Source organism: Duganella sp. 1224 (genome assembly GCF_013408245.1).
Taxonomy (GTDB): Bacteria; Pseudomonadota; Gammaproteobacteria; order Burkholderiales; family Burkholderiaceae_D; genus Rugamonas.
Map to the genome: position 1 here is coordinate 37861 of NZ_JACBYS010000011.1, position 22803 is coordinate 60663.

Consider the following 22803-nt stretch of genomic DNA (forward strand, 5'->3'; position numbering starts at 1 on the left):
TCCTCACTCCTTCGGATCCTTAATAGCCTGCGCAGCAACGGTATGCATGTCGTTTCGTTCAATTAGCTGTGTTTTTCCTTCGGAGTCGCTGCGTTGCTCTTGGGTACTGCCATCACTGACCTTGGTAACAACAACTAAATCGGGTGCTGGTATGCCACCGTCCATATCCGCGTAGTACCGCGCCTGAAATTTCAAATCACCCTTTTCGCTTTCGAATTGGGGTAAGGCGGCTGACATCGTCGAGCCACCCTTGAAGGGAAAGCTGGCTCCATGATGTGTAATCACTCCATTTGTGCCGAGGGTGATACCACCGCCGATCTTAATAAAAGACCCATCGTCAGCTATCAGCACAATCTCTTGGGCCATACCAAAAATCTTTCCCTCACTCGCCGTGAGCTTCACATCCTTGGCAGCATTAAGCTCGATTTCGTCACGCTGGCTCTGCATAAGCAGCTTGCCTTGACGTGCGATTAGATCGATTCCATCGCTATGCGAAAAAAGCGATATACCTCGCCCAGCGTTTAGCGTCGCTTGTTGGCCTGCCGTCATTTGCAAGTTGTGCATAGCTACCGTATTGAGACTAGTACCGGCATAACTCACCAAGGCTTTTGCCGTAGCAAAGCTAATTCCGTCTGGTGCGCTGAGTCCAATGAGCGGCTTCCCACCATTTCCACCTCTGGACTGCGTATTACTTCCCGTTTCCCACGCACTAAATCCAGCGAGCAGCGTCTCCTGCTCACTCATGTCGACCGCTTTTGCTTGGTGGTTAGCAGCAGCCTCGCCAAGTGATTTAATCAGCTCAGTGCAATCTGCCATCAGCGCAACAAACTCGCTACGCGCCATCTGCTTATCTTCCCCTTTTGTGCGGCGCCAAGCGGAGAGCAGCATACCTTTTGCCGCCCGCAATGCTATCTGCTCATCGCTACTCAGTTCGGCGCCCTCACCACGAGGCTCCCCATAGCCGTCGGTTTTAGGCTGAGTGAGGAAGCCCAGATTAAGTTCAGTGTTGCCATGATCACTCGCTAACTGCGCGCTGATTTCGCCTTCAGTGTCATCCAGCCGTAACTGATTCGCGCGGCCGCCATTGATTTCACGGCTCTTGATACCTGAGAGGTAGCGGTTGCCCGGTAATTTGCCAGCGCTACTTAGCGCAGCCGGAGCAGCATCTTGGTTATAAAGTTGAGCGATGATTACTGGCTTGTCAGGGTCGCCTCCTAAGAAGGTCACCAGGACTTCGGTGCCGATACGCGGCAAACCGACCGTGCCGCACTGCAGGAAAGCGTCTGGTCCGTTACCGGCCCAATTGGAAGCGACGCGCACCCAGGCGGAGTCGGTTTCGGTTTCCGATGCGCCAGAGCCTGCGGCTTCTTCGTGATCCTGCGGGCGCGTGCCGGGGAAGCGGATTTTCACTCGGCCGAGTTGGTCGCAGTGGACCTCCTCACCTTGCGGGCCGACGACGATGGCGCTTTGCATTTGTGCCTGCGGCACGTCCGTACGCGGATCAAAGGCGGGGACGATGGCCACGCCGCGACGCACGGCGGTGAACTGGACGTGCATGCGCAGCGGTCCTTCAGCCACCTTGTCTGTCACCTCCCGCTGTAGTTGCAGGTCGGCGGCACCGTGCATCCAGCGACTGCGGGCGAACAAGCGCTCCACACGCGCGGCCAGCGCTTTCGGCAGGTTGTTCTGCGCCGTTACCTGCAAGTCGGTGACGACGAAGTCGCGCTCCTCGTCCGGGTGCTCGTCCACTTCCGGATGTTCGGCCAGCGTGAAGTATTCGCCGGCGCACAGGTCGCGCGCGCTGCCTTCGCCGTGGAAGCATTTGGATTCGTAGTCGTGCCGTTTCATGCGCAGTTGGCCGAGGACGAACAGGTCTTCGTTGTCGTCGCCGGCATGTGGCGGCAGGATTTGGTAGTCATCCAGCGTGGCGGCCAGTTCGTTGCCGTTGATGCCCTGGTCGGCGCTGCCGCCGGTGGAGACCAGCATGAAGTCGCGTCCTTGGGGGTTCATGTAGTCCCAGCTGTGTCGGGTGACGGTGCCGGGCTGCAGGCTGCGCACCGCGCTCCACGACGTGATGGTGTCGCGTTCCTCGGTGGCGGCGTCGCGGTGGTAGCGGATGGTCCCGGCCGCGTTCTGGCGCAGGCTGTCGGCGCTGTTGAACAGCACCAGCGTGTGGCTCATCTCCCCCGCCCGGATGTACCAGCCGATGCCGCGTCGCTTCAGCAGGCGGCGGATGAAGGCGGCGTCCGACTCGTTGTGCTGCATGGTGAATTCGCGTTTGGGATAGGTGCGCAGGTCGAAGGCGTCGTCCTTCTCGTGTTTGAAGCAGGTGCCGAGCACTGAGCTTTTCTGCCGCCATTCGTTGAGGATGCGCTGGACGATGTCAACTTCGTCCATGTTGCGGAACACGCGGGTGTTGGTGCGCTTTTCCAGGATGGCCAAGGCGTCGCGCAACACCAACTGGTAGCTCGCCAGGCCGCCGTCGCTGTCGCCGGAGCTGGCTTCGGTGACAATGCCGCAGACGGTGCGCAGGTCACCACGGTCGGTGACGAACTCCAGCGCGGCTGGCACGGCGATCATTTTCTTCAGCGGCAGGTGGGCGTTGGCGGAGACGCAGAGCACGCGGTACTCGATGCCGCCGCAGATGCTTTCGGAACCGAATACGCGCTGCGGCAGCAGCATGTCGTCGTTGACGCCACCGGGCAGGTCGAGACGCAGGCGCAATGGCCGGTTGTCGGTGATCAGTTCCTTGGCCAGGGCCATGAAGCCGAAAAAGTCGCTGTCGCTTTCCACAGTCGCTCGCTCCTTACAAGGCGCCAGATAAAGCGGCTTGTAGTCAAGCCGCGCAAGCTTCATATGGTGTCACCGTGAATTTTCTTTTTCTTGAGCTTGCACAACTATCGACGCTGCCAGTGCTAATCCTTCCAGTCACGAAGGATCTGCGCAAGGTCTTGCTTGTTGACGCGTTGCGCTTTCAGCAGAGCGGCCAACTGGTCTCTGCTCACAGGGTAGTCGGCGACTAACTTAGGCAACTCATCGTTCGGGATGGTCCGTAACCAAATCGGATCGATTCCGGGATTGTCCACTTTTGTCGACTTGAACTCACCTTTGAGATGGAAATAGACGTGATAGGTGCTGTGCCCCTCATCCCAACTTTTGTCGTAATACAGTACCGTACCTTCAGGCAGAAGTGAGTAACTGTTTTGTTTGTTCCCCTCAATCAGAAGAGGTTCATTCAGGCGGAATGCATGTTTCTCCGTTATTGGGATGTATCCCTGCTCGCATAAGCATAGCCATGCGATGGAGACTATCAAACTTGCAATTACCGCGCAGATAGCATAAGTACTTTTCATATCCCTCCCTCAGGCATCATCGGCTTTGGACTTGCCTCTTCTTTCTTGAATTTGAGCGGACGGATATGGGCTTTGCACGCTTTGCCTGCTCAAGTCCGTGAACCTCCACAATCCATAGCTTGAATCCGACCGCCGTCTCGCCCAGCACATAAACGGCCAAAGGCGTTGAAAGCACTACCATCCCCCAGGAAGAAGCCTTGCGTTTCCGCAGCCAGCTACATTGCCCGCTCGACCGCCGGCGCCAGGGCAAATAATCCAAAAGATGCTGGCAACGCCATGTATCTGGATTTTTTTGCCTATTGACGCATCAGTGCATCGATATGTTTTGCTTTATCGCCTTCCACACAATAGACGTTCGCTCCGGAAGACTGTAACTCTTTCGCCATGTAGTTCATGCGTGTTAATGCTTCGCTCAAATTTTGCAGCTTGGACGCTCATCGCACACACCGCGCAATACCCATCGCTGCATCGCATCACAAGCTCCAAGGCCTTGATCGAATCAACATGCGCTCATCCTAGGTGTGTAATAGATACATCAACTCACCACGATCCCGCATCAAGGGTTGGCTTAGCAGGCGGGCGTTGACGCCGAGGTGGGTGGCGGCGTTGAGGTGGACGCCTTGCATGTCTTCGGCGCGCTGGATCAGGTGGACTTCCCACGTCATGCCGACGCCGCAATGCAGTTGCAGCATGGCTTGCAGATGATGCGCGCTGGGGTGGCCGGGAAGGAAGCGGTCGTAGCGGGCTTTGTCCAACGGGCCAATGTACACGCGGATGCGTGCATCGCAGCTGTAGATGCGGCCGCCGAGCATGACGCCGTCGTCCAGTTGCACGTTGGCGCGGCCGAGTTGTGCCTGGTCGGCGGCGGGGAGTTCTGTCCATCGTCCCACCAGCTGTTCTACCCTGACCGGAACGCCGAAGTATTCGCTGTACATCCCCGCCAACAGCGGTGCGGATACGGTCCGGCTACGAATCTGCATGGCGTAGAAGGCGAGCGTTTCGCGGTCGATGATGCCGTCGCTGTCCGGCGTGCCCGCCAGCGCGGTGAGCATGCCGATAAATTCGTCTTCCATGCATTCCGGCCGGCGCCGCGTCCAGGCCTGGTACAGCAGCTCCACCGGCCGGTGCGAGAGCAGGTCGAGGAAGGCGCGCGGGCCGCCGTCGTTGTGGTCTTTCTCGTGCCGGCCGATGCGTTCCGAGTAGTGCGACGGCAGCACGCCCTGGCTGCCCAGCATGCCGATGAAGGCCGGTGTGAGGCGCACGGCATCATCATCGGCGCTGATGTTTTCGATGTCGCTCGGCGGGAAGCGCATCGCCAGCCGGTTGCGGAAGCGCGCGCTGCGTGGACGCCATTGCTCCACCAGCCGCACCGCCTGGAAGAATTCGTAGCGCTGCGGCGCGGCCAGCAACTGGTCGATCACGCCAGCGCGAGTGTGCCGTTGCGAGGTGGGCATCGCAGCAGTTCCTTTCCGCTCAGGTGGGACAGCACGATCAGCCGCGTAAAGCTGTTCAGGTGCACGTGCAGTGCGAACAACTGGTCGAGTATCTGCGCGAAGGCATGGATGCCAACGCCGGCATAGGCTTCTTCGTCCAGCGACACCAGCACGTCGATCCCGCGCAGCCACGCGTTGCCCTGCGGCTGGCGTATCCACGCGGTGGCGGGCCGGTGGGACAGCGCGGTCACGCCGTCGATCAGGCGTTGCGAGACGCTGCTGTCCTGCTGTGCGTAGAGCCGTAGCATGGCGGTCAGTGCCGGCAGGCCTTCCTGCGTCAGCGCGCGGTGATTCAGCGCCAGGTGGGCCACCAGTCCCCATTGGCGGCCCGCGTCCTTGGCCAGGCGGCAGGACAGCGTGGGACGGCGCAGCATGCGGATGGGATGGTTGCCGATGGCGTTTTCGGTGGTCAGGTCGCCGCCGGCGCGGCCATGGGGCAGGCCATGCGGCAGATTGCGGTTGGTGCAAGTAAGGCGCACGGCGGCGGTGCCGTCTTCGGCGTGGATCGGCGAGAAGTCGCGGTCGACCAGCGTGAGCGCATATTCGTGGCCCGGCGCCATCAGTTCTTCGCGCCGTGCCAGCCAATAGTGGCCTTTACGGCTTTCCGCCTCGCCGTGGCGCAGCGCGTAGTAAGGCAGGAAGTCGGTGACCGCGCTACCTTCTTCCGTTTTGCGTACCATCTGCACGCTGTCGATGCTGTAGATGTCGCAGGCGTTGCCCGGCAGGCCGTCGGCCATCAGCGGATAGCTGCTGCGCGCATGGTTGACGCGGATGGGCGTGGCGGCATGCGGAAACAGGTTGATGATGGGCGTGCAGCCGGGCAGCAGGTTGTCGGCGCTCAACGCGCGCAGGATGCGGGCCATCGGCGCGTCGGGACGCACGTCGCGCAGCAGCAGGCGCAGGGTCAGTTGCGTACAGCCTTCCGGTGCGCCGGCGGTGAGCGCGGCGAGGTCGATGTCGGCGAAGTCGAACTTGTCGGGGAAGGCGAAGTATTCGCTCAGCAGGCGATAGGCGGCATGTTCGGATGGCGCGGCCGGCAGCAGCGCTTCTTCGGCGGACAGGCCGGCGGGCGTGAGCGGCACACGTTGCAGCAGGCGCCAGACGCCGTCCGCTTCCACCACGGCGCAGGCGGCGTGCATGAAGAGGGCGTCGCGCAGGGCGGCTCGCAACGAGGCCTCGCCGTCGATGAAGACGCGCAGCGTGGCCAGGTCCAGCGCAGCCAACGCGCGCCCGGCGGCCGTACTGGCGATGTCGATGCGGATGGCGCAGCCGACGCCTGGTGGCAGCGGCAGATTGGCCGGCAGGTGGGGATACGGCTCCAGCGCGACGGCGCTGACGCTCAACGGCGCCACTGTCACGTCATAGACGGTGCGGAAGCGGCACAGCGTGGCGCCCTGCCCCAGCGATTTGAGCGCGGCGCCGCGCGGCAGCACGCTGACGCCGCTGATGTCGTTGCCCCTGGCGCCGCTGTAGTCGACGCGGGCGATGGAGCAGGACGGAATCGGCCGCAGGTAATGCGGGTACAGCATGCCGAGCAACGCGTCGGTGAAGTGGGCGTAGCCGTCGTCCAGCAGCTTGGCGACGCGGGCATTGAGGAAGGCGGCGGCCTGGATCAGCCGTTCGACGTGCGGGTCGGCGCAGCTTTCGCCGCGCAGCTGCAACTGGCCGGCCAGCTTGGGATAGCGCCCGGCAAAGTCGGCGCCGGCGCGCCGCAGCATGCTTAATTCGCGTTCGTAATAGGGCAGCAGTTTTTCCATCGCGGACATCCTCCGGGGCGCAAGTCCCCAAGGATGTCACGATGGCGGCACAGATTATTGACTTAACACAACTACTTGGTGATGCGCTCCCAGCCGTGCTTCACCGCGTCCTTGAACTTGTCCCAGCTCGACTGCGGCTGCGTGCTTTCCCAGCCGGCGCGCAGTTCCGGTTCGACGTCGTTCCATTCCTTGTCACGGTAGCCGGGGTTGCCGGCCATCGACTGGCCAAAGCGGTAGGCCGGGTCGAACTCCTGGAAGGTGCCGCCCTTGTAGGTCTGCTCCCAGTGCGAGCGGAAGTAGTCGTCGTCGGCGCTGTCGTCGCCGCGCAGGATGTCCAGGCTGGCCTGCGCCGCCGCCGGGTCGCGCGGGTAGATGCGCATGCCGCTGCGCTGCACGGTGTTCTGGATGTCGGCCACCGCCTCGGCGGCCGGTGGCATGGTGCCGCTGGCCACGCTGCCGCGTTGCATCGAGCCCGGCGCGATGATCACCTGTTCCGAGCGGGCGAACACCACCGCGTCCTCGCGCGGGCGGATGCCGTGCTGCTCGGGCGCGGCCTGCTGCGCGCCGACGTTGGTCTGCAGCGGCCCGGTGGCGCTGCGCAGCACGTCGGCCGCGCCCCAGCCGCTGGCGCGCCACATGGTTTCGTGTTCGTCGATGTCGATCGGGTTGAAGTCCTCGATGATGTCGGCGGCGCGCTCGGCCTCCTCCAGCGTGGCGGCGTGCAGCGCCAGCACGGTGTGGCCGCGGTTCAGCGCTTCGGCGTAGACGTGGCGGTCGGCGTGTTCACGGCCCACCAGGTCGCTGAACATCTGCTTGACCTGGCCGAGGATGGACTCGTCGTCGTTGATGCGCGCGGTGCCGGCCACGCTGCCAGAATCGTGGATCTGGATGCGGTTCAGGTCATAGCCGTTGCTGACCAGTTCGTCGCGCGCCAGGTTGGCCTCGGCGCGGGTTTCAAAGACGGCTGCCAGGGTGTGGTTCATGATGATCTCCTTGTGTTTTAGACTTGGACGCATGAGCTCGACTTTCGCCCTTACTCTACGGTAGTTGCGCGCGGCGGAGCGCCCGTTTGCCGCGCGGAAATTCTGCTGGGGTCAGGCGGCCAGCGCCTGCTTGATGGCCTGGTTGAAGGCCGGGATGTCGTCCGGCTTGCGGCTGGTAATCAGCTTGCCATCGGCCACCACTTCGGCGTCGCGCCAGGCGGCGCCGGCGTTCTGCAGGTCCAGTTGTAGCGTTGGCCAGCTGGTCATCTGCTTGCCCTTGACCAGGTCGGCGTCGATCAGCGTCCACGGGCCGTGGCAGATGGCGGCGATCGGCTTGTTCTCGCGGCCGAATTCACGGATGAAGGTGATGGCTTCGGTGTGCAGGCGCAACATGTCCGGGTTGGCCACGCCGCCCGGCAGCACCAGCGCGTCGAATTCGGCCGGACGGGCATCGCGCACGTCCAGCTCCACGGTGAATTTGTCACCGGCGTCGAGGTGGTTGAAGGCCTGCACCTGTTCGCCCTTTGCCTTGGGCGAGATCAGCGTGACCTTGGCGCCCTGCTGTTCGAGGAACTCGCGCGGCTGGGTGTACTCCACCTGTTCCACGCCGTCGGTCATTAGTACGGCAATGCGCTTGTCTTGCAATTCGTTGGCCATGATGGTTGCCTCCATGCTTGTGTTTGAGGAGTCACAGGGTGCCACAGGCGCACGGGCTTGCATGTGCGGGGTCCAACATACAGCCGCTATAATAAGCCATGCCTTTACGACTCCGCCTTCTCTCATCCGCCCCATGGCTGCTGTGCGCCGGCGCTGCGCTGGCCGGCCCCGGCGAGCTGGTGATGCTGGCGCCGGTGGATCAGGCGATGCCGATCGCGCGCTTCCAGAATGGCGCGGTGGCGGGCGGCATCGTCAAGGATTTCGGCGACGCGCTGGCCCAGCGCCTGGGGCGCCGCGCGGTCTACCTGAACGCCGATATTCCGGACGTGACGCCGGCGCTCAGCAGCGGCCGCGCGGACGGCATGTGCTACGTGCTGCCGTTCTGGATCGACGGCGATTATCACTGGAGCCCGCCGCTGTTCCCGGATGCCGAGATGCTGGCGGCCCGCCACGACATGCCACACCTGCGCTCCCTCAAGGACCTGCGCGACAAGCCAGTGGGCACGGTGGCCGGCTACCGCTACCACCGCGTGGAGCAGGTGCTGGGCAGCCGTTTCCGGCGCGTGGACGCGGCCAATATGGAGGCCAACATCCAGCAGATGGTCAGCGGCAAGGTGCCGTACACGATGATCAGCGAGGCCACGCTGAATTACCAGCATCGCCTCCATCCCGGCATGCAGGTGCGCGCCGACCTGGTGTTCTCGGCCTACAAGGCGCAGTGCGCGTTCTCCCCGAAGTCGGAGGTGCCGTTCAGCGAGGTGTCGCGGGCCATCGATGCGCTCATCAAGGATGGCAGCATCGATCAGATACTGGCCCGCTACCGTTAGCCTGTCAGTGGGCGTCGGCCGACGGCGCCTTGGGGGGCGCCACCTTGCGCATCAGCGGCACCATCGCAAAGGCCAGCACGAAGCAGGCCATCACGCACAGGAACACATCACCAAAGGTTTGCGTCTGCGCCTCACGCATGGTCAGCGTCCATAGCTGGCGCAGCGCGCCGGCCTGCGCGCTGCCGCTGTCCAGCCCCCACGCCAGCAGGCTGCTCCCGGCGCCGGACAGCATCTGCCCCATCGCCTCGTTGCCGGCGTTGAGGTGCTCGGCCAGGCGCTGGAAGTGCAGGTTGGTGCGGTCGTTGATGATGGTGGCGCAGGCGGCGATGCCGATGGCGCCGCCCAGGTTGCGCATCAGGTTGAACAGGCCGGAGGCCAGCTTGAGGCGTTCCGGCGCCAGCCCGCCCAGCGTCAGCGTGACGGTGGGCGCCACCGCGAACTGCTGGCCCATGCCGCGCAGCGCCTGCGGCAGCATCAGTTGCTGCGCGCCCCAGTCGTGCGTGATCGGCGCGAAGTTCCACATCGAGACGGCAAACATGGCCAGCCCCACCATCATCAGCCAGCGCAGGTCGACGCGGTTGGCCAGCCACGAATAAATCGGGATGGACATGATCTGGAACACGCCGGTGGAAAACACCGCCAGCCCGATTTCCAGCGCGCTGAAGCCGCGCACGCGGCCGAGGAACAGCGGCGTCAGATAGATGGTGGCGAAGATGCCGATGCCGGTGACGAAGGAGAAGAAGCAGCCCAGCGCGAAATTGCGGTCCTTGAGCGCGCGCAGGTCGACGATGGGATGGGCGTAGGTGAGCGTGCGCCAGATGAAGCCGACGCCGGCCAGGCCGGAGATCCAGGCGGTGGTCAGGATGACCTGGTCGCCAAACCAGTCGAGGCGCGGGCCTTCCTCCAGCGTGTATTCCAGGCAGCCGAGGAACAGCGACATCAGCGCGATGCCGACGTAGTCGGCGTCCTTGATCAGGTTGAGGTTGGGCCGGTCGATCTTGACCAGTATCGGCACCACCACGGCCACGAATACGCCCGGCACCAGGTTGATGAAGAACAGCCAGTGCCAGCTGAAATGGTCAGTGATCCAGCCGCCCACGGTGGGGCCGAGCGTGGGCGCCAGCGAGGCCAGCGCGCCGACGGTGGCGGCGGCGATCACGCGCTGTTTGCCGGCGAAGAAGTAGAAGGCGGTGGTGAATACCATCGGGATCATCGAGCCGCCGATGAAGCCCTGCAGCGCGCGGAAGGCGATCATGCTGTTGATGTCCCACGCCAGTCCGCACAACATGCTGGCGATGGTGAAGCCGGCCGCCGAGCCGGCGAACAGCCAGCGCGTGGAGAACACCCGCGACAGCCAGCCGGACATGGGGATGACGATGATTTCGGCGATCAGGTAGCTGGTTTGTATCCACACCGTTTCGTCGGCGCCGGCCGAGAGGCCACCGCCGATGTCGCGCAGCGAGGCGGAGACGATCTGGATGTCCAGCAGCGCGATGAACATGCCGACGCACATGGTGGCGAAGGCGGCCACCTTCTGGGCCATGGTGAGCTGCGGCGGTGCCCACGGCGCCGGCGCAGACGCGGGTGGCGCGGCGGGCGTGGCGAGCGCGGCCGAAGTGGCCGGTATGCCCGGCGTCATCGCCGCGCCGCCGGCGGCCGGCGTGGCCGCGCTCATGGCTGGCCGCCCGCGCCGCGCACGTCGATTTCGGCGTTGACCGACAGGCCGGGACGCAACGTGCCCAGACGGCCATCCGCTTCATCGAGCTGGATACGCACCGGCACCCGCTGGACGATCTTGGTGAAGTTGCCGGTGGCGTTCTCCGGCGGCAGCACGCTGAATTGCGCGCCGGTGGCCGGCGCCAGGCTGGCCACGGTGCCGTGGAAGACATGCCCCGGCATCACATCGGCGACGATGGTGGCGCGCTGGCCCGGCTTGAAGCGCGCCAGCTGCCCTTCCTTGAAGTTGGCATCCACCCACAGCCCGCGCGACGGCACAATGGACAGCAACTGGCTGCCCACGGTGGCATACGCCCCTTCGCGCGCGCGACGGTTGCCGATCACGCCATCGATGGGCGCGCGCAGCACGGTGTAGTCCAGATTCAGTTTGGCCAGGTCGCGCTCCGCCACTGCCTGTTCCAGCGCGGCCTGCGCCTGCTGCTTGCGCGTGCCGATCACGTCCAGCTCGCGCTGGGCCGCGGCCAGTTGCGCTTGCGCCTTCTGGTCGCCGGCCAGCGCCTGTTTGTATTCGGCGTCGGCCTTCTGCGAACTTTGCAGCGAGACGGCGGCCTTGGCGGACAGGTTCTGGTAGCGCGTCTGATCATCCCGCGCGCGCGCCGTTTCAGCGCTGCTGGCGGTGACGCCGGCGCGGGCCTCGCCGATCTTCGCGTCCTGCAGCTGGCGCGTGGCGTCCAGATTGGCCAGCGTGGCCTGGGCGGCGGCCACCACCCCTTCCGCCTTGGCCAGCGCGGCGCGGTAGTCGCGGTCATCCAGGCGGGCGATGACGTCGCCGGCGCGGACCTGCTGGTTGTCGCGCACTTCCAGCCGGGCGATGTAGCCGGCCACCTTGGGCGCGATGACGGTGACGTCGCCGCCGATGTAGGCGTCGTCGGTGTCTTCCACGTAGCGGCCCTCGGTCCACCAGCGATAGCCGAAGCCCGCCGCGCCGATGACGACAGCGGCCAGCACGACGCGCGTTATCAGGCGTTTGCGATTGGTGACGGTGCTCATGCTGGTTCTCCGGTCGAGGTGGCGGTGTCCGTGGCGCCGGCGCGGCGTTCGGCCGCGCGGCGCATGCGCTGGTGGGTGGACTCGGTGGCGGCCGGGCCGGCGGCGGCGAAATGGCGCGCCAGCGTGATCGGCACGCCGGTATTGGCGTCCACCAGCACCGGATCGGCTTCCGCGCCGGTCACGCTGTCGCGCAGGATGACGCTCTTGCCCTCGGGCGCGAAGTGCTTGTTGCCCCAGGCGAGCATGGCCAGCATCACCGGGCGGAAGTCGCGGCCGGCCTCGGTCAGCCGGTACTCGTCGCGCGGCGGCTTGTCGGAATAGCGGTGGCGCTCCAGCAGGCCGGATTCCACCAGGTCGTTCAGGCGGCGGGTCAGCATGTTGGGGGCGATGCCCAGGCTTTTCTTGAAGCCATCGAAGCGCGTCTCGCCGTAGAAGCATTCGCGCAGGATCATGATGCTCCACCACTCGCCCACCCGGTCCAGGCTACGCGCGATCGGGCACGGCATGGCGCTGAGATCTGTTTTAAGCATGATTTGGGTCCTTCAGAATTTATAGATTGCAGTCATCATGAAAACAAGCATATACTTGTCCGTATCAACTTGCAACTAACTTTTTTGAGGAGTGCCAAATGGACAAGACAAAACGGCTGGTGTCGGCCGCGCTGCTGGCCCTGACCGCGCTGGCCGGCTGCGCGACGGTGCCGGCGTACCAGCGTCCGGATGCGCCGCTGGCGCCGGCCTATCATTCGGCCGACGCGCTGGCCGGCCGCGCGGCGGCACTGCCGGCGCCGGCGCTGGATTCGTGGTGGACCGGCTTTGACGATCCGGCCCTGCAGCGCATCGTGGCGCGGGTGCTGGCGCAGAACCTGGATCTGGCGGCGGCCATGGCGCGCGTGGATCAGGCGCGGGCGGCGGCGCGCATGGCGGACGCACGCCTGCTGCCGGAAGGCGCGCTGACGGCCAGCGCCGCGCATCAACGGCAATCCGTGAATAGCCCGATCGGCAAGATCGCCAGCAGCTTCCCCGGCTATAACCGCGAGCAGTCCCTGTACGACGCCGGGCTGGGCGCGAGCTGGGAACTGGATGTGGCGGGCGGCCTGCGGGACGGCGCGCAAGCTGCCGGCGCGGAGGCGCAGGCGGCGGAGGCGGATCGTCTCGGCGTGCGGGTGTCGGTGACGGCGGAAGCGGCGGACGCCTACTTCCGCGTGCGCGGCGCGCAGCGGCGCATCGCGCTGGCGCGGGAACAGATTGCCACCAACGAACGCTTGCTGGAACTGGTGCGCCTGCGGCTGGCGGACGGACTGGCGTCCAGCCGCGAGGTGGCACAGGCCGAGGCGCTGGTGTCCCAGGCCCGCGCCACCGTACCGCCGCTGCGCATCGAACTGGAGGTGCAGCTGAACCGGCTGGATGTGTTGATGGGCGCGGCGCCGGGCACCTACGCGGCGGAACTCGCGGTGCCGGGGGCGGCGATGGCGGCTGGCCTGGCGCCGGAGATGCGGGTGCCGGCCATCTCGCTGTCGCAAGGCCCGGCGGACCTGCTGCGCCGGCGGCCGGACGTGATCGCGGCGGAACGCCGCCTGGCCGCGTCCAACGCGCAGATCGGCGCGGCAATGGCCGAATACTATCCAAAGGTGACGCTGTCCGCCCTGCTGGGCCTGAGCAGCCTGGGCACCAACGGCCTGCTCACCGCCGCCTCGCTGCAACCGCAAGCGGCGGCCGGCCTGCGCTGGCGCCTGTTCGACTTTGGCCGCATCGACGCCGACGTCGCCCGCGCCAAGGGCGCCAACGCCGAAGCGCTGGCCGCCTACCGCAAGGCCGTGCTGCGCGCGGCGGAGGACGTGGAAAACGCCGTCGTCACCCTCACGCAACTGGAAGCGCAGCACACCGAACTGGCGCAGGAAGTGGACGCCCACACCCGCGCGCGCGACGCCTCCGAGCTGGCCTACAAGGGCGGCGCCGTCAGCCTGTACGAAGTGCTGGACGAACAGCGCCAGCTGCTGACCTCCCGCGACCAGCTGGCGCGGGTCAACGCCGACAACGCCCGCGCCGCCGTCGCCACCTTCCGCGCGGCGGGCGGCGGCTGGTGATTCAGCCGCCCAGCGTGTCGGCCCAGATGTTGCGCGCCCAGTTCAGCGCGTACTCGCCTTCCAGCGCGCTCGGGCCGGCCGACACGCCGCCCGAGCCGGATACCACCAGCAGCGTTTTCTTCTCGGCGTTGTAGGCGTGGACCGAGGCCACGTGGATCACGTCGTGGTCGGAGACGAAGCTGTAGCAGGTGTTGGTCAGCATGGGATGCGCATACGGCGCACGGCCGCTGAGCAGGTCCACCACGGCCGCCGCGCACACCTTGGCGTGCTGGTTGGCCATGTGCGCGGACTTGGGCATCAGCGGCGCCACGGCGATGGCGTCGCCGAGCACGTGGATGTTCTTCACCTGCGTCGACTCGAAGGTGAGGAAATCGACGCCGCACCAGCGCGCGTTGACGTTGGCCAGGCCGCTCTGCACGGCGATGCTGCCGGCGCGCTGTGGCGGGATCACGTTGAGGACATCGGCGCGCACCTTGTCGCCCAGTTCAGAGATGGCGGTACGGGCGGCGGCGTCCACGTCGGCGGTGCGGAAGGACGGGCGGTAGTCGATGATGCCGCCGTAGCGCTCTTTCCACACCTTTTTGAAGAGCGGGCCTTTGGACACCACGTCGTCGTTGGCGTCCAGGATCAGCACCTTGGATTTCGGTTTGTGGCGGCTGAAATAGAAGGCGATCTGCGAGGCGCGTTCGTACGGGCCGGGCGGACAGCGGTATGGCGCCGGTGGGATGGTCATGGCGTAGACGCCCCCGTCCGGCATGGCTTCCAGTTGCGCGCGCAGCGCGGTGGTTTGCGGGCCAGCCTTCCAGGCGTGCAGGATGGTGTCCTGCGCGCCGGGCTTGCGCATGCCGGGCAGTTGTTCCCACAGGAAGCCGACGCCGGGAGAGACGATCAAGCGGTCGTAGTTAAGGGTCTGCCCAGTGGCCAGCGTTACGGTGTGCTTTTCCGCGTTGATGCTGGTGACGAGGTCGCGGACGATGCGTACGCCGTGATTGCTGGCCAGCGTATCGATGGACATGGTCAGGTCCGCGATCTGCCGCGAGCCGCCCAGCACGAGGTTGGAGAGCGGGCAGGAGATGAATTGGGCGTTCTGCTCGATCAGCGTGACGTCGATGCTGTTGTCGCTCCACAGGCGGAGGTAACGCGCAGCCGTGGCGCCGCCATAGCCGCCGCCGATGACGATCACGTGCGGCCTGGCGTGGGTGCTGATGGATGCGCAGCCGGCGAGGAACGCGCTGGCGCCGGCGGCGTGCAGGAATTGGCGGCGTTTCATTTGGCGCCTCCCGGCGGTTGGGCCGCGAAGTAGGCGGCGAGCAGGTCGAGCTGTTCGTCGGTGTAGCCCTTAGCGATTTGGGTCATGATGGTGGCTTCGCGCTGGCCGGTTTTGAAGGCTTTGAGGGAGGCGAGCAGGGTTTGCCGCGGCTGGCCGGCGAGACGGGGCAGCGTGCTGCCACGGGTATCGCCGGCGGTGCCGTGACAGGCGGCGCAAGTGGCGGCGAGGCGCGCGCCGATGGAGGGTTCGGCCCGCGCCAACCCCGGCGCGGCGATGAGCATTGCGATAAGCGTCGTTCTGAACATGGCCTTCTGCTCCTTAAGATTGAGACGTGGACCCGCAACCCGGCCCCTGGGGTCTGACCCCGTACGGGGTCAGACCCCTTTTTGCCGCCGTGCGGGTTAGCGGCGCGCTATGGCCGCACACCCGGCGATTCCACCGTCATCCCCGCGTCGCGTACCGCGAGCCACGCTTCCAGTTCCGTCAGCTCTTTCGCGCCGAAAGGGGGTACTTCGGCGCGCACCCCGCTCATGCAGTTGCGCAGCCTGCGCTGCAATGATCCCATCCCCTGCCACTCCAGCCGGTAGATCGGATACGCGCTCGCATGCGCCTGCGGTATCGTGCTGCCGGCCAGCTTCTTCCCCCACTGCTGGTCATGACACTGCGCGCACGACAAATTCAACTGCCCGATGCGCTGCTGGTACAAGCGCTGCCCGCGCGCGGCGGCCGCGCGGGTGGCGCTATCCTGCGCCGGCGTCACCGGCATGCCGCGCGACTGTATGGCCACATAGGCCTCCAGCGCCAGCAGCGTCTCGCTCTCCGCCGCCAGCGGCGCGGCATGCAGCTTACGCTCGCGGCACAGGTTGATGCGCTGGTTCAGGTTGACCACCTTGCCGCTGTCCGCGTCCAGCGCGGGAAAGCGCGCCGCCACGCCGCGCATGCTGCCGCGCGCGTCGCCATGGCACTTGACGCACGACTTGTTCCACTCCGTCTCCCCGCTCGCCACCCACAACATGCCGGGGTTCTGCGCGTCGTCGCCCTGCATGGCCTGCGTTGCGGCGCTCATGAAGTCCGCACCGGAACGTCGCTCGTCCGCCGCCAGCGCGGAGGCGGCCACCATCGCCAATGCCAGCAGCCATTTCATGATGCGTTCACCGTCAGGGTCATCTTCTCCGTGTGCGTGAAGCCGTTATCGCCCTGCCACGTGAAGTCCAGCGTTCCGCTCTCCGTCGCCACGGTGAAGAAAGCGATATACGGATTGGCCGATATGGCCTGATGCAGCTCCGCGCCAAAAACCTGCTCGCCATTGTAACGACACACAAAGCTACGGACGATGTCGCGCGCCAGCAGCTTGCCGTCCGCGCCGACGCGGTAGCCGGTCTCCATCGGATGGCCGATCAGTGCGCGGATTTCGATGATTTGGCCGGGCCTGGCGCTGGCCGGCATGTGGATCAGGGCGCGGGCCATCAGGGCGCCTCGCCTTCGACGCAGGCCGCCAGCGCGACGATGACGTCCACGCCATGCGACCAGTAGCTGCCGTCACTCAGCCGCGCCACGGCCATCAGCCGTTGCGAGGTGGCGAGGCGGATGCGGGTGGAGATCTGTGCCTTGCCCGCGCGCGGGCCGAGTGTGAATACCGCTACTTCCGTTTGCGGATTGCGCTCGGTGAAGATGGCAATGGCGCGCACGTGGTTCTCCGCGCTCATCGGGCTGTCCACCGAGATGGTGACGGGGACGGCGTTGCCGTTGTCGATCAGTTGGGCGATGTCGAATGTGACCTTGCCCGCTTGCGGTCTGGCACCGCCGGTGAAGGTGTTGATGGCAGCGGCCATGTCGGCGGGGGTGGCGGATGCGGGGCGGACCAGCGCCAGCATCGTCAGGCCGGCGCCGGCGGCCAGCAGGTCGCGGCGTTTCATGGCGCGGGCTCCTTCAGCGTTTGCAGCCACGCCACCACGTCTTCAATCTGCTGCGCGGTGAGGATGGTCTTGTCCTTGTAGTGTGCGGCCACGCGGGTCAGGCCGTCGGTTTTGTAGTACGCGGGCATGATGGTGGCGGGGTTGAACTGGCTGGCGTCGACGATGCGCAGGCGCAGTTGGGCGGCACTCCAGCGCTGGCCGGCGCCTTGCAGGCCGGGGGCGAGGTTGCCCTGAAAGCGTTCTTCAGGAATGGGACCGGTGTGGCACAGCAGGCACAGGCCCGCCTGGCGATTGGCGACGATAGCGCGGCCGCGCGCCGCATCGCCCGCCGCCGCGCCAGGCAGCGGCGAGGGAATGCCGTCGCCCACCACCTGGACGGTGGCCAATGGAGCGGCGGTGCTGCGCGAGGCGCTAACGTCCGGCGCCTGCGCCGGCCCGGGAGCCCCGGCGGCAAGCGCGGGGGCGATGGCGGCGGCAAGCGCCGGCGCGGAAGCCACGGCGGCAAGCGCCGGCGTGATGGCAGCAGCGCATGGCAGCAGCGCGGCGCGGGCCAGCGCCCGCGCTACCCTGCTGCCGCCGCGCGTCTTCATGCTAGGCCTTCTTCACCAGGCTATGGTTCTTCAGCGGCAGGTCGCGCACGCGCTGGCCGGTGGCGGCGAAGATGGCGTTGAGCACCGCCGGCGCGGCCACCGCGATGGTCGGCTCGCCCACGCCGCCCCAGAAACCGCCGGATGGCATGATGATGGACTCCACCTTCGGCATCTCCTCCAGCTTCATCACCTGGTAAGTGTCGAAGTTGGACTGTTCCATCTGCCCGTCCTTCAGCGTGCACTCGCCATACAGCGCGGCGGACAGGCCATACACGAACGAGCCTTCCACCTGCGCCTCGATCTGCTGCGGATTCACCGCATATCCCGGATCGGTGGCGGCGACGATGCGATGGATCTTGACCTTGCCCGTCTTGCGGTCCACCGAGACCTCGGCGCAGGCGGCGACGTAGCTGCCAAAGCCCATGGTCTGCGCCAGGCCGCGATACACGCCCTTGGGCGCCGGATTGCCCCAGCCAGCCTTTTCGGCCACCGCGTTCAGCACCGCCAGGTGCTTGGGATGATCCGCCATCAGCTTGCGGCGGAAGGCCAGCGGGTCCTGTTTGGTCGCGTGGGCCAGTTCGTCCATGAAGCATTCGAGGTAGATGGTGTTCTGGTTCAGGTTGACGCCGCGCCAGAAGCCGGCCGGCACCGGCGGATTGCGCATCGCGTGGTCCACCAGCAGATGCGGGAAGCTGTAGCCAATCGACGCTTCCGGTCCCGGCGCGTTCAGGCCCTGGAACACCACCGGGTCCTTGCCGTCCTTGAGCGTGGAGCCCAGCGACGCCAGGATCGACTGGCCGGCGATGCGCATGTGCAGCGCCGTGACGTTGCCCTTGTCGTCCAGCCCCGCCGTCAGCTTGCACTGCGTGACCGGGTGATAGCGGCCGTGCAGCATGTCCTCCTCGCGCGACCAGATCAACTTGACCGGTGTGCCGGGGAATTCCTTGGCGATCTTCACCGTCTGCGTCACCCAGTCATGCGTGGCGCCGCGACGGCCAAAGCCGCCGCCCAGGTGCATCTTGTAGACGTCGCACTTGGTGGCCGGCAGGCCCGCCGCTTCGGCGGTGGCGGCCAGCGCGGCCTCGCCGTTCTGCGTCGGCGTCCACACCTCGCAGCGCTCCGGCGTCCAGATGGCGGTGGCGTTCATGGTCTCCATGGTGGCGTGGTTCAGCCACGGGAAGGAATACACCGCCTCCACCTTGCGTTTGGACGCGGCGATGGCGGCGCGCGCGTCGCCGTTGGCGTTGCCCACCACCGCCTCCGGCGCGTCCAGCGCGGCCTTCAGCGTGGCGGCGACGTCCTTGCTGGACAGCCTGGCGTTCGGCCCCTTGTCCCATTCGATGGTGACGGCGTCCAGCGCCGACTTGGCGCGCCACCAGGTATCGGCCACCACCACGATGGCGGTGTCGCCCAGCTTGAAGATCTTCTTCACGCCTGGCCGCTTTTCGGCGGCGCTGGCGTCAAAGCTTTTCACCGTGCCGCCGAACACCGGGCAATCCTTGATGGCCGCGTTCAGCATGCCGGGCAGCTTGAGGTCCATGCCGTAGATTTGCGCGCCGGTGGTCTTGTCCACCGTATCCAGGCGCGCCAGGCGCTTGCCCGCCAGCTTCCAGTCCTTTGGATCCTTCAGCGCCACGTCGGCGGGCGGCGTCAGCCTGGCGGCGGCACCGGCCACCTTGCCGTAGCTGGTGGTGCGGCCGGACGGCTTGTGCGTGATGACGCTGGCCGCCGCCACGCATTCGGACGCCGGCACCTGCCACGTGTCGGCCGCCGCCTGGACCAGCATGGTGCGGGCGATGGCGCCGCCCTTGCGCACGTAGTCATGCGACTCGCGCACGCCGCGGCTGCCGCCGGTGGAGAAGCTGCCCCACACGCGCTTGCGCGCCAGGTTCTGGCCCGGCGACGGATATTCGGTGGTGACCTTGCTCCAGTCGGCGTCCAGTTCCTCCGCCACCAACTGCGCCAGGCCGGTCAGCGTGCCCTGCCCCATCTCGGAACGGGCGATGCGGATCACGATGCTGTCATCGGGCTTGACCACCACCCAGGCGTTGACTTCCGGCGCGGCGTCTGAGGCGCCCTTGGCGATCGGCTTCTGCTCCGCCGCCAGCGCCTCGAACGGGATGTGGAAGGCGACCACCAGGCCGCCCGCGATCTTGAGGAAACCGCGGCGCGCGTTCATGCCTTGCTCCCTTCGATACGCTCGATCGCCAGGCCGGCGCTGGCCGGGTCGCCGCCGCGCACGGCCACGTGAATGGCCTTGCGCACGCGGTTGTAGGTGCCACAGCGGCAGATGTTGGTCATGGCCGCGTCGATGTCGGCATCGGTGCATTTGGGCTTGTCGCGCACCAGCGCGGCGGCGGCCATGATCATGCCGGACTGGCAGAAGCCGCACTGCGGCACGTCCAGCGCGGCCCAGGCTTTTTGAATGGGATGCGAGCCGTCCGGCGACAGGCCCTCGATGGTGGTGACCTTCTGCGCGGCGGTGACCGCCGATGCCGGGTAGACGCAGCTGCGGATGGCCTGGCCATCGATATGCACGGTGCAGGCGCCGCATTGCGCCATGCCGCAACCGTACTTGGTGCCGGTCAATCCCAGCTGTTCGCGGATCACCCACAGCAGCGGCGTATCGTCCTCCGCCTCGTACTCCATCACCGTGCCGTTGACGTTGAGCTTGGCCATCCATGTCTCCTGTTAGTCAGATGGAAAAATCGATCGCTGGTCATACTACCACTGTTTCACACTCGGAAAATTTTGACTTGGATCAATGTTTTTACTGCACTGCATCAATAGACTTGCTCACGTTACTTAACGACGACAAAGAGGCAAGTGAAATGAGCAAGTCCGTAGCAGCAGTACTGGCAGCCCTGACCCTGATGACCGGCCACGCCATGGCCGAAGACAGCCCATGGCTGGTGCGCGTGCGCGCAGTGCACGTGGACACCGCCGACAAATCCGACCCGGTGGGCGGTGCCGGCGCGGCCGACCGCATCCACGTCAGCAACAAGACCATACCGGAATTCGACGTCTCCTACTTCTTCACCAAGCACATCGCCACCGAACTGATCCTGACTTATCCGCAGAAGCATGATGTGTCGCTGGACGGCGCCAACATCGGCAGCGTGAAGGAACTGCCGCCGACGCTGACGCTGCAGTACCACTTCGCGCCGGACGCTACCTTCCGTCCTTACGTGGGCGCGGGCGTCAACTACACCACCTTCTCGAAAGTACACCTGCTGAACGGCGCGGGCAGCCTGGAGCATGACAGCTTCGGCCTGGCGCTGCAGGCGGGCGCCGACGTGGCGATCGACCAGCACTGGTCGATCAACTTCGACCTCAAGAAAGTGCAGATGCGCAGCGACGTGATGATTGGCGGCGCCAAGGCCAGCCGCGTGAAGATCGACCCGGTGCTGCTGGGCGTGGGCATCGGCTACCGCTTCTGAGCGGCGGCCGGCGGCCGGCGTTGCGACCTCGCGACACCGGCCACGGCACAGTGGCATGGATGAGCGGATTGGGGAACAATCGGAGTTCTCAGGTTTATCCAGGGAAATCTCACCATGCTCGCACGCCTCAATATCGGAACCCGCCTGGGCTTCGGCTTTGCCATTGTGCTGGTGTTGTTGGTGGCCACCGTGCTGCTGGGGCTGGGCTCCATGCGCCGCGTCGGCAGCCACACGCACGACATCATTTACGACAAAAACGTCAAGATGGAAGCGGCCAACCACATGGTCGACAACGTCCGCAACGTCGCCCTGGCGCTGACCACGCTGGTGGTGGTGCCCGCCACCCCGCAAATGAACGCCGAGCTGGCCAAGATCGCCGAGGCGCGCCAGCGCTACGAGGCGGCGCGCAAGGTCCTGCTGGGCCTGGCCACCGCGGACCAGGAGAAGGCGCTGATCGCGCGCCTGGACGAACTGCTCAAGCAGGGCGCGGCGGAAAACAACAAGGTCATCGAACTGCGCAAGGACGGCGAGATCCAGGACGCCATCGTCCAACTGACCGAGGTGGCCGCGCCGCGCCTGGGCGGCGTGCTGGCGGCGCTGGACGACATCCTCGTCTACGAGACCGCGCAGGCGCGCGCGGCCGGCGCCGAGGTCGAGTCGATCATGACCAACGCGCAGCTGCTGATGGCGGCGCTGGGCCTGCTGGCGGTGGCGTTTGGCGGCGGCGTCGCCTGGACCATCACGCGCTCGATCACAAGGCCACTGACCGAGGCGGTGGTGGTGGCGGAGACGGTGGCGTCCGGCGACCTGTCGTCGCAGATCGCGGTGCGCGCGAGCGACGAAACCGGCCGGCTGCTCAGCGCGCTCAAGGCGATGAACGACGCGCTGCTGAACGTGGTGGGACGGGTGCGTCAGGGCACGAATACCATCGCGACGGCGTCGAATGAAATCGCGGCCGGCAACCTGGACCTGTCGTCGCGCACCGAACAGCAGGCCAGCTCGCTGGAGCAGACGGCGGCGTCGATGGAGGAACTGACTTCGACCGTCAAACAGAACGCCGACCACGCCCGCCAGGCCGACACGCTGGCGCGCGCGGCGGCCGAGGTGGCCACGCGCGGCGGTGACATCGTCTCGCAGGCGGTGCGCACCATGGGCAGCATCAACGACTCGTCGCGGCGCATTGTCGACATCATCGGCGTGATCGACGGCATCGCTTTCCAGACCAACATTCTGGCGCTCAACGCGGCGGTGGAGGCGGCGCGCGCCGGCGAGCAGGGGCGCGGCTTCGCCGTGGTGGCAACCGAAGTGCGGGCGCTGGCACAGCGCAGCTCGGCGGCGGCGCGCGAGATCAAGGCGCTGATCGATGCCTCGGTGGCCAACGTGGACGACGGCTCGCGGCTGGTCAACGAGGCCGGCAAGACCATGGGCGACATTGTCGCCAGCATCGCCCGCGTGACCGACATCATGGGCGAGATCACCTCCGCCAGCCGCGACCAGACCAGCGGCATCGAGCAGATCAACCAGGCCATCTCGCAGATGGACGAGGTGACGCAGCAGAACGCGGCGCTGGTGGAACAGGCGGCGGCAGCCTCGCAGAGCATGCAGGACCAGGCGGCGGCGCTGGCCGAGGTGGTGGGGTTCTTCCGCACCGGCGGCGCGGCGGGGACGGCTATAATGTTACCAAATCGATAGTCACCCACGGAA

General features: G+C 65.9%; 21 protein-coding genes. 4 read left to right on the top strand and 17 right to left on the bottom strand.

Annotated features, from left to right (window positions below; genetic code table 11):
* Window positions 1-3: 3 nt before the first annotated feature.
* The 6 genes from FHW58_RS26430 to FHW58_RS26455 form a co-directional block, all read right to left on the bottom strand.
* On the bottom strand, window positions 4-2793 hold the full coding sequence (locus tag FHW58_RS26430) for a type VI secretion system Vgr family protein (RefSeq protein ID WP_373996738.1): 2790 nt from the start codon (window positions 2791-2793) through the stop codon (window positions 4-6).
* Between the two features lie 122 nt (window positions 2794-2915).
* On the bottom strand, window positions 2916-3353 hold the full coding sequence (locus FHW58_RS26435; protein WP_179676171.1) for a hypothetical protein: 438 nt from the start codon (window positions 3351-3353) through the stop codon (window positions 2916-2918).
* A 515-nt stretch (window positions 3354-3868) separates the two neighbouring features.
* The gene (tssG, locus tag FHW58_RS26440) at window positions 3869-4807 is read right to left on the bottom strand and encodes a type VI secretion system baseplate subunit TssG (RefSeq protein WP_179676172.1); all 939 of its coding nucleotides are present in this window, start codon (window positions 4805-4807) and stop codon (window positions 3869-3871) included.
* Complete coding sequence (tssF, locus tag FHW58_RS26445) at window positions 4771-6603, bottom strand: type VI secretion system baseplate subunit TssF (protein ID WP_179676173.1); 1833 nt, start codon at window positions 6601-6603, stop codon at window positions 4771-4773. Before tssF ends, tssG begins: the two co-directional genes overlap by 37 nt.
* 71 nt (window positions 6604-6674) lie before the next feature.
* Window positions 6675-7586, bottom strand: a complete 912-nt coding sequence (locus tag FHW58_RS26450) for a hypothetical protein (RefSeq protein WP_179676174.1) — start codon at window positions 7584-7586, stop codon at window positions 6675-6677.
* Window positions 7587-7697: 111 nt separating this feature from the next.
* On the bottom strand, window positions 7698-8243 hold the full coding sequence (locus FHW58_RS26455; RefSeq protein WP_179676175.1) for a type 1 glutamine amidotransferase domain-containing protein: 546 nt from the start codon (window positions 8241-8243) through the stop codon (window positions 7698-7700).
* 98 nt (window positions 8244-8341) lie between these two features.
* Between FHW58_RS26455 and FHW58_RS26460 the strand changes: the two genes are divergently transcribed.
* Window positions 8342-9070 carry an ABC transporter substrate-binding protein gene (locus FHW58_RS26460; protein WP_179676176.1) on the top strand — a complete coding sequence of 243 codons (729 nt, stop codon included), beginning with the start codon at window positions 8342-8344 and terminating at the stop codon, window positions 9068-9070.
* Window positions 9071-9074: 4 nt separating this feature from the next.
* On the opposite strand, the gene FHW58_RS26465 is transcribed toward FHW58_RS26460, so the two are convergent.
* From FHW58_RS26465 to FHW58_RS26475, 3 genes are read right to left on the bottom strand one after another with little or no spacing between them, the layout of a single operon-like run.
* A complete protein-coding gene (locus tag FHW58_RS26465) occupies window positions 9075-10745 on the bottom strand; it encodes a DHA2 family efflux MFS transporter permease subunit (protein WP_373996739.1) in 1671 nt (556 codons plus the stop codon).
* On the bottom strand, window positions 10742-11797 hold the full coding sequence (locus FHW58_RS26470; protein ID WP_179676177.1) for an HlyD family secretion protein: 1056 nt from the start codon (window positions 11795-11797) through the stop codon (window positions 10742-10744). The genes FHW58_RS26465 and FHW58_RS26470 overlap by 4 nt, the downstream gene beginning before the upstream one ends.
* Window positions 11794-12327, bottom strand: a complete 534-nt coding sequence (locus tag FHW58_RS26475; RefSeq protein ID WP_179676178.1) for a helix-turn-helix domain-containing protein — start codon at window positions 12325-12327, stop codon at window positions 11794-11796. The genes FHW58_RS26470 and FHW58_RS26475 overlap by 4 nt, the downstream gene beginning before the upstream one ends.
* 98 nt (window positions 12328-12425) lie before the next feature.
* Here FHW58_RS26475 and FHW58_RS26480 point away from each other — a divergent pair, with 98 nt between their 5' ends.
* The gene (locus FHW58_RS26480; RefSeq protein WP_179676179.1) at window positions 12426-13883 is read left to right on the top strand and encodes an efflux transporter outer membrane subunit; all 1458 of its coding nucleotides are present in this window, start codon (window positions 12426-12428) and stop codon (window positions 13881-13883) included.
* 1 nt (window position 13884) lies between these two features.
* Here FHW58_RS26480 and FHW58_RS26485 read toward each other — a convergent pair whose 3' ends face one another.
* The 8 genes from FHW58_RS26485 to FHW58_RS26520 all read right to left on the bottom strand — a co-directional run bounded on the left by FHW58_RS26485 (window position 13885) and on the right by FHW58_RS26520 (window position 20338).
* The gene (locus FHW58_RS26485; RefSeq protein ID WP_179676180.1) at window positions 13885-15153 is read right to left on the bottom strand and encodes an NAD(P)/FAD-dependent oxidoreductase; all 1269 of its coding nucleotides are present in this window, start codon (window positions 15151-15153) and stop codon (window positions 13885-13887) included.
* Window positions 15150-15458 carry a c-type cytochrome gene (locus FHW58_RS26490; protein ID WP_179676181.1) on the bottom strand — a complete coding sequence of 103 codons (309 nt, stop codon included), beginning with the start codon at window positions 15456-15458 and terminating at the stop codon, window positions 15150-15152. The genes FHW58_RS26485 and FHW58_RS26490 overlap by 4 nt, the downstream gene beginning before the upstream one ends.
* 107 nt (window positions 15459-15565) lie before the next feature.
* Window positions 15566-16297 carry a sulfur oxidation c-type cytochrome SoxA gene (gene soxA, locus FHW58_RS26495; RefSeq protein WP_179676182.1) on the bottom strand — a complete coding sequence of 244 codons (732 nt, stop codon included), beginning with the start codon at window positions 16295-16297 and terminating at the stop codon, window positions 15566-15568.
* Window positions 16294-16620, bottom strand: a complete 327-nt coding sequence (soxZ, locus tag FHW58_RS26500; protein ID WP_179676183.1) for a thiosulfate oxidation carrier complex protein SoxZ — start codon at window positions 16618-16620, stop codon at window positions 16294-16296. The genes soxA and soxZ overlap by 4 nt, the downstream gene beginning before the upstream one ends.
* Window positions 16620-17069: a SoxY-related AACIE arm protein gene (locus tag FHW58_RS26505; protein WP_179676184.1), complete on the bottom strand. Its 450-nt coding sequence runs from the start codon at window positions 17067-17069 to the stop codon at window positions 16620-16622. Before FHW58_RS26505 ends, soxZ begins: the two co-directional genes overlap by 1 nt.
* Window positions 17066-17659 carry a sulfur oxidation c-type cytochrome SoxX gene (gene soxX, locus FHW58_RS26510; protein ID WP_179676185.1) on the bottom strand — a complete coding sequence of 198 codons (594 nt, stop codon included), beginning with the start codon at window positions 17657-17659 and terminating at the stop codon, window positions 17066-17068. Before soxX ends, FHW58_RS26505 begins: the two co-directional genes overlap by 4 nt.
* 1 nt (window position 17660) lies before the next feature.
* A complete protein-coding gene (locus tag FHW58_RS26515) occupies window positions 17661-19838 on the bottom strand; it encodes a molybdopterin cofactor-binding domain-containing protein (protein ID WP_179676186.1) in 2178 nt (725 codons plus the stop codon).
* Window positions 19835-20338 carry a (2Fe-2S)-binding protein gene (locus FHW58_RS26520; RefSeq protein ID WP_179676187.1) on the bottom strand — a complete coding sequence of 168 codons (504 nt, stop codon included), beginning with the start codon at window positions 20336-20338 and terminating at the stop codon, window positions 19835-19837. The genes FHW58_RS26515 and FHW58_RS26520 overlap by 4 nt, the downstream gene beginning before the upstream one ends.
* A 152-nt stretch (window positions 20339-20490) precedes the next feature.
* On the opposite strand from FHW58_RS26520, the gene FHW58_RS26525 reads away from it, so the two are divergent.
* Together FHW58_RS26525 and FHW58_RS26530 are read left to right on the top strand one after the other, a co-directional pair.
* Window positions 20491-21099, top strand: coding sequence for an OmpW family protein (locus tag FHW58_RS26525; RefSeq protein ID WP_179676188.1), 609 nt, complete (start codon window positions 20491-20493; stop codon window positions 21097-21099).
* A 114-nt stretch (window positions 21100-21213) separates the two neighbouring features.
* Entirely contained in the window at window positions 21214-22791 is a 1578-nt protein-coding gene (locus FHW58_RS26530) for a methyl-accepting chemotaxis protein (RefSeq protein WP_179676189.1), read from the top strand.
* Window positions 22792-22803 lie beyond the last annotated feature (12 nt).